Here is a 14,356-nt window from a genome sequence, read left to right on the forward strand (position 1 = left end):
TTGAAAAACGAAGACCGGCTACGCACTTGCGGCCGGTCTTTTCGTTTTTCACGAAACCTCGAACGATTGGCCCCGTAGTTTTTGTGTCTTTGCACAAACTCCGGGTGAATTGTGATTGCAGTGTGAAACGAGGGGCTTAAAATCGCTCTACGATGAACTAAGTTAGTAGTCAGATTTTCGGCGGGTAAAGCAGTCTCCCGATGCACCGTCGAACTGATCGAGGAATGAATGAACATGATCGTAAAGCCGATCCGGATGCAAAATGATAGCGAAAGGAACGGGGACAACGGAAATCGCGGAACCTCGGTCATCACACGCACGAAACCGAAGACCAAGAAACCCAATCTGTACCGCGTATTGCTTTTGAATGATGACTACACGCCGATGGAGTTCGTCATCCATATCCTGGAGCGTTTTTTTCAGAAGGATCGTGAAAGTGCCACCCGCATCATGCTTCATGTCCATAACCACGGCGTCGGCGAGTGCGGAATATTTACATACGAGGTAGCGGAGACCAAGGTAAGCCAGGTGATGGACTTTGCCCGGCAGCACCAGCATCCGTTGCAATGCGTCATGGAAAAGAAGTGAGGATCTGAACGTGCCAACATTTTCGCCTAGTCTTGAGAAGGCGCTCCATCAGGCACTGACCTTTGCCAACGAGCGGCATCACGAGTATGCGACGCTCGAGCATCTGTTGCTTGCGCTGATTGACGATGCCGATGCGGCAGCGGTCATGGGTGCCTGCAATGTGGACCTCGACGCGCTGCGCAAGACGCTTATTGAATATGTCGATAACGAACTTTCAAACCTGGTAACCGGTTATGACGAGGACTCGAAGCCGACATCCGGCTTCCAGCGCGTCATCCAGCGTGCCGTCATCCACGTCCAGTCGTCCGGCCGCGAAGAAGTGACCGGGGCGAACGTGCTTGTCGCGATCTTCGCCGAGCGTGAAAGCCACGCGGCATTCTTCCTGCAAGAGCAGGAGATGACCCGCTATGATGCCGTCAACTATATCTCCCACGGCATCGGCAAGCGCGCTGGGTCGTCCGAGTCGCGTGCGCCACGTGGCTCAGACGAGGGTGAATCCGAGAACAAGCCTGCATCTCGCGGAAGCGGCGAGCAGGAAGAAGGCGGCGCCAAGAAGCAGCAGGACGCCCTGAAGGCCTATTGCGTGAACCTCAACGAGAAGGCCAAGGGCGGCAAGATCGACCCGCTGATCGGCCGTCACGCCGAGGTCAATCGCACCATTCAGGTCCTGTGCCGCCGTTCCAAGAACAACCCGCTCTACGTCGGTGATCCGGGTGTGGGCAAGACCGCAATCGCCGAAGGCCTCGCCAAGCGCATCGTCGAAGGCAAGGTCCCGGAAGCCTTGGCTGACGCCACCATCTTCTCGCTCGACATGGGTACGCTGCTTGCGGGCACGCGTTACCGTGGCGACTTCGAAGAGCGCCTGAAGCAGGTCGTGAAGGAACTGGAAGAATATCCAGGTGCCGTGCTGTTCATCGACGAAATCCATACCGTTATCGGTGCGGGTGCGACGTCTGGCGGAGCTATGGATGCTTCGAACCTTCTGAAGCCGGCGCTGTCGTCCGGGGCGATCCGTTGCATCGGTTCGACCACGTACAAGGAATATCGCCAGTTCTTCGAGAAGGACCGCGCGCTGGTTCGTCGTTTCCAGAAGATCGACGTCAACGAGCCGTCGATCGACGATGCTATCGAAATCATGAAGGGCCTGAAGCCCTATTTCGAAGAGTATCACCACCTCCGGTATTCGAACGAAGCGATCAAGACGGCCGTCGAGCTTTCGGCGCGCTATATCTCCGACCGCAAGCTGCCGGACAAGGCGATCGACGTCATTGACGAAACCGGTGCGGCCCAGATGCTGCTGCCGCCGTCCAAGCGTCGCAAGCTGATCACGGAAAAGGAAATCGAAGCCACCGTGGCGACGATGGCCCGTATTCCGCCGAAGACCGTGTCGAAGGACGACGAGGCCGTTCTTGCCAACCTCGAGCAGGAATTGCGGTCTGTCGTTTACGGCCAGGACACGGCAATCGAAGCGCTCTCGACCTCCATCAAGCTGGCGCGTGCCGGCCTGCGTGAGCCGAACAAGCCGATCGGTTCCTATGTTTTCTCCGGCCCGACCGGCGTCGGCAAGACCGAAGTGGCAAAGCAGCTGGCGGCATCGCTCGGCGTGGAACTGCTGCGCTTCGACATGTCGGAATATATGGAGCGGCACACCGTATCCCGGTTGCTCGGTGCACCTCCCGGCTATGTCGGCTTCGACCAGGGTGGTCTGCTGACCGATGGTGTCGATCAGCATCCGCATTGCGTGGTGCTGCTCGACGAAATCGAAAAGGCCCATCCAGACATCTACAACATCCTGTTGCAGGTGATGGACCACGGCACGCTGACCGACCATAACGGCAAGAAGATCGACTTCCGCAACGTCATCCTTATCATGACGACCAATGCGGGTGCGTCCGAGATGGCCAAGGCTGCTTTCGGCTTTGGTTCTTCCAAGCGCACGGGCGAGGACGAAGAGGCGCTGAACCGCATCTTCACACCGGAATTCCGCAACCGTCTCGACGCGGTCATTCCGTTCGCGCCGCTGCCGACTGTCGTGATTCACAAGGTCGTGCAGAAGTTCATCATGCAGCTCGAAGCGCAGCTTTCCGAGCGGAACGTTACCTTCGACCTGCACGAAGACGCGATCGCATGGCTGGCTGAAAAGGGTTACGACGAAAAGATGGGCGCTCGCCCGCTTGCTCGCGTGATCCAGGACGTCATCAAGAAGCCGTTGGCCAACGAAATCCTCTTCGGCAAGCTGAAGAAGGGCGGCGTCGTCAACGTCACGGTCGGCATCAAGGAAGACGGCAAGCAAGGTATCCTCCTTGAGTCGGTATCGGACAGCGCGCCGATCAAGCCCAAGCCGGAAGCCGAGGTTGTGCATCCGGAAACGGACCACGAGGATGATGGTGAGCTGAAGACAAAGTCCCGCGCCAAGAAGGCGACGGCGACCGTCAAGAAAGCCAAGGCTGCTGTCGCGGCCGAACCCGAGACGAAGAGCCCGCCCAAGAAGGGCAGTGCGGTTCCCCGGGTTCCGAAGAAGTAAGGAAAAAGGCGGCTCTTGAGCCGCCTTTTATTTTGACGTCAACCGCGATCCGTCAGCTTGGCGCGGAAAACCTGCGATCAAAGCTCAGCCTTGATCTTTTCCGCATTGGCCGCGAGTACGGCGTTGTCTTCCATCTTGCCCGAATGCGGCTTCAATGCAACGCCCTCGTGGCGTGGAATCACGTGGAAATGCAGATGGAAGACCGTCTGCCCGGCGGCCGGTTCGTTGAACTGGCAGACGAAGACGCCATCGGCGTCGAAGGCTTCCTTGATCGCGTTCGCAACCTTCTGGACCACCGGAATCGTTTGAGCGAGGGTCGCCGGATCGGCGTCGAGCAGATTGCGCGAGGCCGCCTTTGGGACGACGAGGACATGGCCCGGCGCCTGTGGCATCACGTCCATGAAGGCAACGGTGTGCTCGTCTTCGTAGATCCGGTGAGAGGGGATTTCACCGCGCAGGATCTTGGCGAAAATGTTGGTGCTGTCATAGGCGGCGCTTGGCATTCGATATCTCCTCGTTGCGGCATCTGGTTCGCGTAGCGCGGTCAAGGCGAGGGCGTCAATCCTCCTGAAGCCGCTCGCCTTTGCGAAAGGGGCTGTGCTCGGTCAGAATGTCGTTCATGTGCTCGACATCGTCCCGCTCGCGCTCGAGATAGTCGGCGATCGCGCGGCGCAGGCCGGCATGGGCGACATAGTGCGCGGAATGGGTTGTCACCGGTAGGTAACCACGCGCCAGCTTGTGCTCGCCCTGCGCGCCGGCCTCCACCCGCTTCAAGCCCTTCGCCAGGGCAAAGTCGATCGCCTGATGGTAGCAGACCTCGAAATGCAGGAAGGGATGGTCCTCGATGCAGCCCCAGTGGCGGCCATAGAGCGTATCGCCGCCGATAAAGTTGATCGCGCCGGCGACATAGCGCCCGTTGTGCCTGGCCATGATCAGCAGGATGTCCTCGGGCATGCGTTCGCCAATCAGCGAGTAGAACTTCCGCGTCAGATAAGGACGGCCCCACTTGCGGCTTCCGGTATCCATGTAGAAGGCGAAGAACTGATCCCAGATGCGTTCCGTCAGATCCTGGCCTGTCAGCCAGTCGATGCTGATGCCGTTTTCCAACGCTGCCCGCCGCTCTCTGCGCAACGCCTTGCGTTTGCGTGACGCGAGCGTTTCGAGGAACTCCTCGTGGTTGGCATAGCCGTCGTTGATGAAGTGAAATTGCTGGTCGGTCCGATGGAGATAGCCATCACCCTCGAAGATGCTGACTTCGTCTTCCGGCAGGAAGGTCACATGCGCCGTTGAAACACCAAGCCGCCGGACAACCTCCTTCAGGCTCTCCGCCATTGCGTCCTGGATCGGACGACGGTCCAATCCCTCCGCCACAAGCAGGCGCGGACCGGTCGCGGGCGTGAAGGGAATGGAGCATTGGAGCTTCGGGTAGTAGCGGCCGCCGGCGCGTTCGAAGGCATCCGCCCACCCATGGTCGAAGACGTATTCACCTTGGCTGTGGTTTTTCAGGTAGCCGGGCAGGGCGCCGACGAGTTCCCCGCGGTCGGTTTCCAGCAGCATATGATGCCCGAGCCAGCCGGTCTGCGCGGTGGCGGATCCGGATTCTTCCAGCGAGGACAGGAAGGCGTGTGAAATGAATGGATTATAAGCAATCGCCTTGCCCGTATTGGAGGCCCCGGAAAGCCGTGACCAGCTCTCAGGGGAAATGTCGGCAAAGGACCGCTCGATGCGGATTGAAAGATCGTCTGTCATGGAGCAAATGCGAGACCGTTTGGGGGGGAATAGGGCTCCCGAACAGTCTGCGCATGATCTTGTCCAAAAAGCGAGCGTCAAACCGACGCGCGCGGATCGAAACCTTCGAAGGTCATCTGGTCGGCGTTCTCGAAGGTATGCTTGCGCGCCTTCTCGTCGTGGACCGTCCATGTGATGACGACGATGCCTTTTTCCCGCTGCTTCGTTATGAAGGGATTGGGGAGATCGGCGAAAAAGTAGGAGATGAAATCGAGGCCGAGGCTCATGGCTTTCTCGTGAACCTCGAACTCCTCGGGATTGTTGCCGCCGGCCGTAAGGCCCAGCGGATAGGGGGCGTTGAGCGCCTTCAGTTCGCGAAGCAGCCAATGGTCGAAGCTCATCAGCGCAACCTTGCCTTCGTATCCTTCGAGCACTTCCAGCACCGCCTCGACAAAGCCCTCGTCGTCTGCTTCTCTGCCCTTGAGCTCGATCACCAGCGGAACCTGACCTTTGACAAGGTCCAGGAGCTGCTTCAGCGTCGGGATCTTGTCGCTCGTGCCGCCGACGGAGAGCAGTCCGAGTTCCTTTGACGTACGATCGCGCACGTCGCCCTTCAGATTGCACAGGCGCTCCAGATCTTCGTCATGGAACACGACCGGCACACCGTCGGACGCATAGTGCAGATCGCATTCGATGGCGAAACCGGCTTCGACGGCACGCGAGAATGCCGAGAGCGTATTCTCCCAGACGGCCTTGTTCATGTCGTGGTAGCCGCGATGGGCGACAGGCTGTTCTTTTAGCCAGGCAGCAGAGGTCATTGTCCGATTTCCATGATCGCATCGATTTCGACGGCGGCATTCATTGGCAGCGCCGCCATGCCGACGGCTGCGCGGGCGTGCTTGCCAGCTTCACCGAGAACGGCAGCGATCAGGTTCGATGCGCCGTTGATGACCAGATGTTCCTCGACGAAATCGGGCGTGGCGGCGACGAAGCCGTTGAGCTTGATCACGCGCTTGATGCGTCCGAGATCGCCGCCGAGCGCCGCATTGGCCTGTGCCAGGATATTGATCGCGCACAGCTCAGCTGCGCGTTGGCCGGTCGGCACGTCAACATTCTTGCCGAGGTGACCAGTGACCGCGATCTTGCCGCCTTCGAGCGGCAGCTGGCCCGATATATAGAGAAGGCCACCGCTGATGACATAGGGAACATAGTTGGCGGCGGGTGCGGCGGCTTCCGGCAGGGATATCCCCATCTCTTTGAGCCTTGCAGCGATTTGATTGGACATTTTCCTCTCCGCTTTTGTTGTCAATAGTTCTAGAATTATGCATCAAGGCCGTAATCTATTTTGTGACATCTTCGAGCCTCGATTTGGCCGAAAGCGTACTTATAACATCGCAGGCGAGTCCAACAGGAGATTATCGATGGTCCGAGCGAGTCTTGCCGCACTCTTCCTAGCAGGCGTTTCGGCGAACGCCTTCGCAGCGGCACCTGCAACCAGTGCGGCGATTGCCACGGGTCTGGTTGCCCATCGGGCCGTTTATGATCTTGAACTGAAGGATGCATCCGAGCGCTCCGGCATATCGGGCATGTCCGGACGAATGGTCTATGAGTTCCAGGGCAATTACTGCACGGGCTTTACCACCAGCTTTCGATTCGTGACGCAGATCGACACGGGCGATGCCGTCCGCGTCAGCGACCAGCAGACCAAGACGTTCGAAAACCTGAAGGATCGGAAATTCACCTTCGACACGAAGTCCTTCACCGACGACCAGCTCGACAAGGAGGTCAATGGCGCCGCTGAAGACCAAGCTGAAGGTGTGAAGGTTGACCTGAAGCAGCCGGCGAGCAAGGAGCTCCAACTGGCGGCAAGCCGCTTCCCGACGGAGCACATGCTCGATGTGATCCAGAACGCCAAGGCTGGAAACCGCCTTTTCGAGGCGCGCGTCTTCGACGGTTCGGATGATGGTGACAAGGCCCTCGTCACGACGACCGTGGTCGGAAAGCCTGTCACCCCGGCTACTGACGAAGCCGATTCCGGCAATGCCGGCGTCTTTTCCAAGACGGCCTTCTGGCCGGTGACGATTTCCTATTTCAACGAGAACACCAAGACGGATGCGCTGCCCGTCTACCGCATGTCCTTCAAGCTCTATGAAAACGGCATCACCCGCGACCTCACCATGGACTACGGTGACTTCGTACTGTCGGGCAAGCTATCCAAGCTTGAGCTGATCGACGCCAAGACAGCTGCCTGTAAGTAGTTACGGATATTGGCTGATCGGGCGATATTGGTAGGACCGCCCGATATATCCAAAGCGACTCTCCGTGTGCTAGAAAGCAGCTTACGATTCAGTGTCGACGGCGGGTGGAGTGAGGATCTTGGCGGCAGGTTTCAGGGTTTCGACGAGTGTCTTGTTGCGGCTGGCAGCTGGAATAATGGCGGCTGGCTTCGCCAGTCCGGTCCTCGCTGCTGATTGCGGCAGCACGCCGTCGGCGGGCATCGACTGGGGTGACTGCAACAAGAAGAACCTGATGCTGGAGGGCAGCGACTTCCAGGGTGCCAACCTTGCTGATGCGGATCTTAGTCTGACCAATCTCAGCAGGACAAATCTCGTTTCCGCGAATCTGGAGAAGGCGACTCTTGTCCGCGCTTGGTTTACCAATGCGCAAGCAGGCAAGGCCAATTTCGCCAAGATCGAGGCCTATCGTTCCGGCTTCGAGAACGTTGCAGCCGAGGGAGCATCTTTCGCCGGCGCCGAGTTGCAGCGTGCCAATTTCAATGGCGCCAAACTGACCGACGTGAATTTCGAAAAGGCTGAGCTTGGACGTGCCAGCTTCAGGAACGCGACCCTGACAGGGGCGAAGTTTGGGCTTGCGAACCTCTCACGTGCGGACCTTGGAGGAGCGACGATCGAGGGGCCGGTTTCGTTTGACCGCGCCTTCATGTTCCTGACGCGAATCGAAGGACTGGACCTGTCCGCCGCAACCGGTCTGGAGCAGGCGCAGATTGACCTGGCCTGCGGAGACGCAAAAACCAAGCTGCCGGCCGGTATGACGCCCCCCGACAGCTGGCCCTGCGCGTCCGATTGAAACGGAAATGCTTCACCGGCTGGCCGATCTCCCGAGATTGAAGCGGCGACGCTCGACCCGGCGCAGATTTTTGACTCAAAGTCTTGCATTTCTGTCGAAGGGAGGGTAAGGCCACCCGCATTCCACACGTAAGGCATGGGATTGTCCGGGAGAAATCCGGATGGTTCCGCCCGGTGGCATCCTCGAAGAGGGTGCTGTTAGCCTTGCGGAGGTTCAACCGGAAAAGGATAACAAGGCATGGCATTGCCCGATTTTTCTATGCGCCAGCTCCTCGAAGCAGGCGTCCACTTCGGCCACCAGACTCACCGCTGGAACCCGAAGATGAAGCCGTACATTTTCGGCGATCGTAACAACATCCACATCATCGACTTGGCTCAGACCGTTCCGCTTCTGTCGCGCGCTCTGCAGGTTGTCTCCGACACCGTGGCCCGTGGCGGCCGCGTTCTGTTCGTTGGCACCAAGCGCCAGGCTTCCGAGCTCATCGCTGACTCGGCCAAGCGTTCCGCTCAGTACTACGTCAACTCGCGTTGGCTCGGCGGCATGATGACCAACTGGAAGACGATCTCCAACTCGATCCAGCGCCTGCGCAAACTCGACGAGATCCTGTCTTCGGAACAGTCTGGCTACTCCAAGAAGGAGCGCCTGAACCTCGAGCGCGAGCGCGAAAAGCTTGACAAGGCTCTCGGTGGTATCAAGGACATGGGCGGCACGCCGGACCTGATGTTCATCATCGACACCAACAAGGAAAAGATCGCGATCGACGAAGCCAAGCGCCTCGGCATCCCGGTTGTCGCAATCATCGACTCGAACTGCGACCCGGACCTGATCGACTATCCGATCCCCGGTAACGACGACGCCTCGCGCGCCATCGCTCTGTACTGCGACCTGATCGCTCGTGCAGCTATCGACGGTATCGCTCGTCAGCAGAGCTCGTCGGGCCGTGACCTCGGTGCATCGATCGAAGCTCCGGTTGAGCCGGCGCTCGACGAAACCGGCGCCTGATAAAAGAAGCAGGTGGGCCGAAAGCCCGCCATGCTTTCCAGAGATTGGGAAAGGCCGCTCGCGACTCTCAGAAGTTCGGCGGCCTTGACCGTTTCAGGCGAGGGCGGTTTGCCTGCCCATCGCCCTATGAGTTTCGTGATGACGCGTCTTTCATCACGCTGTCACACATACAGGTACATTTCGTGCCTCAATCCGGTGCCGTGCCGCCTTTGCGGCCCACCGTTTGAACCGACAAGAGGAAGCTTATGACCGAGATTACGGCTGCACTGGTGAAGGAACTGCGCGAAAAGTCTGGCGCAGGCATGATGGACTGCAAAAAGGCGCTGCTGGAAAACAACGGCGACATCGAAGCATCGATCGACTGGCTCCGCGCCAAGGGTATCTCGAAGGCCGACAAGAAGGCTGGTCGCGCTGCTGCTGAAGGCCTGGTTGCCATCGCTGGCGCCGGCCACAAGGCTGTTGTCGTCGAGCTCAACTCGGAAACCGACTTCGTTGCCCGTAACGATGCCTTCCAGGATCTGGTTCGCGGCATCGCCAACGTTGCCCTGACGACCGACGGTTCGGTTGAAGCCATCTCGGCTGCGACCTACCCGGCATCAGGCAAGCCGGTTGCCGACACGATCAAGGACGCAATCGCCACCATCGGCGAAAACATGACGCTCCGTCGCGCTGCCAAGCTCGAAGTCGAGCACGGCGTTGTCGCGACCTACATCCACAACGCTGCCGGCGACGGCATCGGTAAGCTCGGCGTTCTGGTTGCCCTGAAGTCGGAAGGCGACAAGGCTGTCCTGACGTCGATCGGCCGCCAGGTTGCCATGCACATCGCTGCGACCAACCCGCTCGCGATCCGCGCTGAAGAAGTCGACGCTGCCGTTGCAGAACGCGAACGCAACGTCTTCATCGAACAGGCTCGCGAATCCGGCAAGCCGGAAGCCATCATCGAAAAGATGGTCGATGGCCGCATGCGCAAGTTCTTCGAAGAAGTTGCTCTGCTGTCGCAGGCTTTCGTCATCAACCCCGACCTGACCGTCGGTGCTGCTGTTGAAGCCGCTGCAAAGGAAGCTGGCGCCAAGATCGAAGTCGTCGGCATGGCCCGCCTTCTCCTCGGCGAAGGCGTCGAGAAAGAAGAGAGCGACTTCGCTGCTGAAGTTGCTGCGGTCGCCAAGGGCTGATCGACCTATATATGTGAAAACAGAAGGGCATCGCGTGACAACGCGATGCCCTTCGTGTATCCGGCACTCAGCGGTCATAAACGAGGAGCCAAGATGTCATTAGAGCCTGTCTACAAACGCGTTCTACTCAAGGCTTCCGGCGAAGCCCTCATGGGCAGCCAGGGATTTGGTATCGATGTAGCAGTTGCCGATCGCATCGCGGCTGATATCGCCGAAGCGCGGCAGATGGGTGTGGAAGTCGGCGTCGTTGTCGGCGGCGGCAACATCTTCCGCGGCGTTGCAGTTGCCTCCAAGGGCGGCGATCGCGTCACCGGCGACCACATGGGCATGCTGGCCACCGTCATCAATGCGCTGGCGCTAGCGACCTCGCTGCGCAAGCTCAACGTTGATACGGTCGTTCTTTCGGCCATCGCCATGCCGGAGATCTGCGAGAGCTTCTCGCAGCGCGCGACGCTATATCACCTGTCGCTTGGCCGCGTCGTGATCTTCGCCGGCGGCACCGGCAATCCCTTCTTCACCACCGACTCGGCCGCGGCACTCCGCGCCGCCGAAATGGGTGCCGAAGCCATCTTCAAGGGAACGCAGGTCGATGGTATCTATTCGGCTGATCCGAAGAAGGTACCTGACGCGACGCGCTTCGACCAGCTGACCCATAAGGAGGTCCTCGACAAGGGACTTGCCGTCATGGACGTTGCAGCGGTTGCCCTGGCACGCGAAAATGCCATTCCGATCATCGTCTTCTCGATCCACGAGAAGGGTGGTTTTGCTGAAATTCTCCGGGGCGGTGGTTTGAAGACCGTCGTTACCGACAACTGACAGAGTAGCGGCATTCATTTGTCGCGGCTTCTACCAAGACGGGAGCACTGAAATGAGCCAAGGCATAGACATCAACGACATCAAGCGTCGCATGGATGGCGCGATCAATGCGTTCAAGAGCGATATCGCATCGCTGCGCACCGGCCGCGCGTCGGCCAACATTCTCGATCCAGTCACAGTCGAAGCCTATGGTTCGCGCGTGCCGCTGAACCAGGTGGCAAACGTGACTGTTCCGGAGCCTCGCATGCTCGGCATTTCCGTCTGGGACAAGTCGATGGTCAACGCCGTGGATCGCGCGATCCGCGAAGCCAACCTCGGTCTCAACCCGATCGTTGACGGCCAGAATCTTCGCATTCCGCTGCCTGAACTCAACGAAGAACGCCGCAAGTCGCTGGTCAAGGTTGCCCATGACTACGCCGAAAAGAGCAAGGTTGCGATTCGCCATGTACGCCGCGACGGCATGGATGGCCTTAAGAAAGCCGAAAAAGACGGTGTGATTGGCCAGGACGAAAGCCGGGCGCAGTCAGATCGTGTGCAGAAGATGACGGACGAGACGATTTCTGAGATCGATCGCTTGCTTGGCGAGAAGGAAAAGGAAATCATGCAGGTTTAGGGCGCTTTGCGCCTTAGCCTTGGCCGAGAAGAACCGGACGGAAAATGTCGGAACGAACGTTTTTGACTGTGCCAGAACATGTTGCCATCATCATGGATGGCAACGGCCGATGGGCCAAACAGCGTGGATTGCCACGTACCATGGGACATCGCAAAGGCGTTGACGCAGTGCGGGAAGTCGTCCGCGCGGCGGGTGACGTTGGCATCCGGTATCTTACGCTGTTTGCCTTCTCTTCGGAAAACTGGCGCCGTCCGGAAACGGAGGTCTCCGATCTTCTTGGTCTGCTGAAGGCTTTCATCCGGCGCGATCTGGCGGAATTGCATCGCCAGAACGTTCGGGTGAAGGTGATCGGTGATCGCTACAGCCTGCAGAACGACATTCTTGACTTGCTGGTTGATGCCGAAGAGACAACGCGCAACAACACAGCGCTTACACTCGTGATCGCGTTCAATTACGGCTCGCGCGACGAGATTGCGCGGGCTGTCGCGGGTCTTGCGAGAGATGTCGAGGCGGGGCGCCTGCGCGCCCTAGACATCACGCCGGCGTTGATCAGCGCCCGGTTGGATACGACCGGCATCCCCGATCCCGACCTGATCATCCGCACGAGCGGAGAGGAACGTCTGTCCAATTTTCTCCTGTGGCAGGCTGCTTATTCAGAATTCATTTTCGTTCCGGAATATTGGCCGGATTTTAGTCGTGAATTATTTTATTCAGCTCTGGAGACCTTCGCGTCGCGCGATCGCCGCTTTGGCGGACTGGTCGCCCAGGCGGCAGTAGGGACCTGATGCAGCAGGAATTGAAGCTTCGAATCGTCTCGGGATTGATTCTCGCCATCATCGTTCTCTGCGCCACATGGTACGGCGGGCTCGCCTTCAGCATCCTGTCGGCTCTGATCGCTCTGCTGGTCTACTACGAGTGGTCAACCATCACGAAGCTGCAATCTGAACATCCTGTCGCCAACACGGTTGGCTGGATCGGTCAGGCGGCGATTGCCGTTGCAGTGGTGGCAGGAACTTCAGCCTATGCGCTGGTTCTGCTCGGGCTTTTTCTCCTGATTGCGATTGGCCTGGTCGTAATGCAAGGCGCATCGCGCTGGTTTCCGGCAGGAATGTTCTATGCCGGCTTGATCGGCATCTCGCTTGCTGCAATTCGCGGGGCCGACAGCATGGGCCTCTATGCGATGCTGTTCGTGTTTGCGGTGGTCTGGGCGACCGATATTCTCGCCTATTTCGTCGGTCGCGCCCTTGGTGGCCCAAAACTCGCGCCGAAAATATCGCCAGGCAAAACATGGTCCGGGGCGGTCGGTGGGGCAGTGTCCGCAATCGTTATCGGCAGTCTGGTTGCCTATTACTTCGTCCCCGACAGTGTTTTTATCGCTGCGCCGATTGCATTTATCCTGTCGGTCTGCAGCCAGACAGGCGATCTATTCGAGTCTTTCATCAAGCGCCGGTTTGGCGTGAAGGATTCCAGCCGTCTCATTCCTGGTCATGGCGGCGTCATGGACCGTGTCGATGGGCTCATTTTCGCCTGTTTTGCCGCGTTCTTGCTTGGGGGACTTTTTTCGCTGATAAAGGGCGGAGAAATAACGTCGCTCGGCTCGGCCCTGTTCGGCGTATAATGTCTGTAAAGGCTGGCGGAAAAAACTGATGGCAGGCTTGACCGAAATATTTGCGTTCCTGACGGGATATATCGTTCCGTTCGTTCTCGTGCTGTCGCTGCTCGTCTTCGTTCACGAGATGGGCCACTATCTCGTCGGCCGCTGGAGCGGTATTCGGGTCCTCGCTTTTTCCGTTGGCTTCGGGCCCGAGATCCTGGGCTTTAGTGACCGACACGGGACGCGCTGGAAGATCTCTCTCATTCCGCTCGGAGGTTACGTCCGCTTCTTTGGCGACGAGGACGCTTCGAGCAAGCCCGATGAAGACAGGCTTGCCGCCATGTCGGCAGAGGAGCGGAGCCGGTCGTTTGCCGGAGCCAAGCTCTGGAAGCGGGCCGCAACCGTGGCCGCCGGACCGATCGCCAACTTCATCCTCGCGATCGCGATCTTCACCGTGCTGTTTTCGATCTACGGCCGTTCGGTCGCGGATCCCGTCGTGGCCGAGGTCAAGCCGGGAAGCGCCGCCGCTGAGGCCGGTATCGTGCCCGGCGATCTCCTGATTGCCATCGATGGCAGCAAGGTTGAAACCTTCGACGACGTGCGCCGCTATGTGAGCATTCGTCCGCAACAGAAGATCACTGTCACGATCGAGCGCAATGGCGAGAAGCTGGATGTCCCGATGGTGCCCACGCGTACCGACATGACGGACCAGTTCGGCAACAAGATCGAGATCGGTCTGATCGGTATCGTGACCAACCAGCAGGTCGGTCACTTCCGAGTGCAGACCTATTCGCCGCTGGAGGCCCTCAAGGAAGGGACGGTTCAGACCTGGCATATCGTCACCGGGACTTTCAAATACATTGGCAATCTGGTTTCCGGCTATATGAAGCCCGATCAGCTCGGTGGACCGATCCGTGTCGCGCAGGCTTCGGGCCAGATGGCGACGCTGGGCGTTGCAGCCGTGCTTCAGCTCGCCGCCGTTTTGTCCGTTTCCATCGGATTACTGAACCTAATGCCGGTTCCGGTACTTGATGGCGGGCACCTGATGTTTTATGCGATTGAAGCGGTGAGGGGAAAACCGTTGGGATCGTCGGCTCAGGACATTGCGTTCCGCATTGGTCTGGCCATGGTCTTGGGCCTGATGGTTTTTGCTACCTGGAACGATATTAGCGCGCTTATTGGCTGATTGCACGACGAGGGAAAATTACCGTTTATTTACGATGTTTCAAAGC

At 58.7% G+C, this 14,356-nt stretch carries 15 protein-coding genes; 11 read left to right on the forward strand and 4 right to left on the reverse strand.

Annotation, left to right across the window (positions count from 1 at the left end):
- Positions 1 to 234 precede the first annotated feature (234 nt).
- Both clpS and clpA read left to right on the forward strand, forming a co-directional pair.
- Entirely contained in the window at positions 235 to 588 is a 354-nt protein-coding gene (gene clpS / locus QTL94_RS18095; RefSeq protein WP_065694377.1) for an ATP-dependent Clp protease adapter ClpS, read from the forward strand.
- Between the two features lie 10 nt (positions 589 to 598).
- Positions 599 to 3,112, forward strand: a complete 2,514-nt coding sequence (clpA, locus tag QTL94_RS18100) for an ATP-dependent Clp protease ATP-binding subunit ClpA (RefSeq protein ID WP_289802753.1) — start codon at positions 599 to 601, stop codon at positions 3,110 to 3,112.
- A gap of 77 nt (positions 3,113 to 3,189) precedes the next feature.
- On the opposite strand, the gene QTL94_RS18105 is transcribed toward clpA, so the two are convergent.
- The 4 genes from QTL94_RS18105 to QTL94_RS18120 all read right to left on the reverse strand — a co-directional run bounded on the left by QTL94_RS18105 (position 3,190) and on the right by QTL94_RS18120 (position 6,125).
- Positions 3,190 to 3,615 carry an HIT family protein gene (locus tag QTL94_RS18105; RefSeq protein ID WP_289802754.1) on the reverse strand — a complete coding sequence of 142 codons (426 nt, stop codon included), beginning with the start codon at positions 3,613 to 3,615 and terminating at the stop codon, positions 3,190 to 3,192.
- Positions 3,616 to 3,670: 55 nt separating this feature from the next.
- Positions 3,671 to 4,861 carry a GNAT family N-acetyltransferase gene (locus QTL94_RS18110; RefSeq protein ID WP_289802755.1) on the reverse strand — a complete coding sequence of 397 codons (1,191 nt, stop codon included), beginning with the start codon at positions 4,859 to 4,861 and terminating at the stop codon, positions 3,671 to 3,673.
- A 77-nt stretch (positions 4,862 to 4,938) separates the two neighbouring features.
- A complete protein-coding gene (locus tag QTL94_RS18115) occupies positions 4,939 to 5,658 on the reverse strand; it encodes a glycerophosphodiester phosphodiesterase (protein WP_289802756.1) in 720 nt (239 codons plus the stop codon).
- Positions 5,655 to 6,125, reverse strand: coding sequence for a RidA family protein (locus QTL94_RS18120; protein ID WP_065694316.1), 471 nt, complete (start codon positions 6,123 to 6,125; stop codon positions 5,655 to 5,657). Before QTL94_RS18120 ends, QTL94_RS18115 begins: the two co-directional genes overlap by 4 nt.
- Before the next feature lie 136 nt (positions 6,126 to 6,261).
- Here QTL94_RS18120 and QTL94_RS18125 point away from each other — a divergent pair, with 136 nt between their 5' ends.
- The 9 genes from QTL94_RS18125 (at position 6,262) to rseP (ending at position 14,310) form a co-directional block, all read left to right on the forward strand.
- Positions 6,262 to 7,098, forward strand: a complete 837-nt coding sequence (locus QTL94_RS18125; RefSeq protein ID WP_065694317.1) for a cell envelope integrity EipB family protein — start codon at positions 6,262 to 6,264, stop codon at positions 7,096 to 7,098.
- A 175-nt stretch (positions 7,099 to 7,273) separates the two neighbouring features.
- Positions 7,274 to 7,927, forward strand: coding sequence for a pentapeptide repeat-containing protein (locus tag QTL94_RS18130; protein WP_289802871.1), 654 nt, complete (start codon positions 7,274 to 7,276; stop codon positions 7,925 to 7,927).
- 237 nt (positions 7,928 to 8,164) lie between these two features.
- Positions 8,165 to 8,929 carry a 30S ribosomal protein S2 gene (gene rpsB, locus QTL94_RS18135; protein ID WP_065694318.1) on the forward strand — a complete coding sequence of 255 codons (765 nt, stop codon included), beginning with the start codon at positions 8,165 to 8,167 and terminating at the stop codon, positions 8,927 to 8,929.
- 245 nt (positions 8,930 to 9,174) lie between these two features.
- On the forward strand, positions 9,175 to 10,101 hold the full coding sequence (gene tsf / locus QTL94_RS18140; protein ID WP_037177983.1) for a translation elongation factor Ts: 927 nt from the start codon (positions 9,175 to 9,177) through the stop codon (positions 10,099 to 10,101).
- 93 nt (positions 10,102 to 10,194) lie between these two features.
- A complete protein-coding gene (gene pyrH, locus QTL94_RS18145; protein ID WP_113521012.1) occupies positions 10,195 to 10,917 on the forward strand; it encodes a UMP kinase in 723 nt (240 codons plus the stop codon).
- Positions 10,918 to 10,969: 52 nt separating this feature from the next.
- Positions 10,970 to 11,530: a ribosome recycling factor gene (gene frr, locus QTL94_RS18150; protein ID WP_065694320.1), complete on the forward strand. Its 561-nt coding sequence runs from the start codon at positions 10,970 to 10,972 to the stop codon at positions 11,528 to 11,530.
- A gap of 44 nt (positions 11,531 to 11,574) precedes the next feature.
- A complete protein-coding gene (locus QTL94_RS18155) occupies positions 11,575 to 12,315 on the forward strand; it encodes an isoprenyl transferase (protein WP_289802757.1) in 741 nt (246 codons plus the stop codon).
- Complete coding sequence (locus tag QTL94_RS18160; RefSeq protein ID WP_289802758.1) at positions 12,315 to 13,148, forward strand: phosphatidate cytidylyltransferase; 834 nt, start codon at positions 12,315 to 12,317, stop codon at positions 13,146 to 13,148. Before QTL94_RS18155 ends, QTL94_RS18160 begins: the two co-directional genes overlap by 1 nt.
- 28 nt (positions 13,149 to 13,176) lie before the next feature.
- Positions 13,177 to 14,310 (forward strand): RIP metalloprotease RseP, encoded by a 1,134-nt coding sequence (gene rseP, locus QTL94_RS18165; RefSeq protein WP_289802759.1) that lies wholly within the window; start codon positions 13,177 to 13,179, stop codon positions 14,308 to 14,310.
- Positions 14,311 to 14,356: the final 46 nt, after the last annotated feature.

This window comes from Rhizobium sp. S96, assembly GCF_030382195.1.
Lineage (GTDB): Bacteria > Pseudomonadota > Alphaproteobacteria > Rhizobiales > Rhizobiaceae > Rhizobium.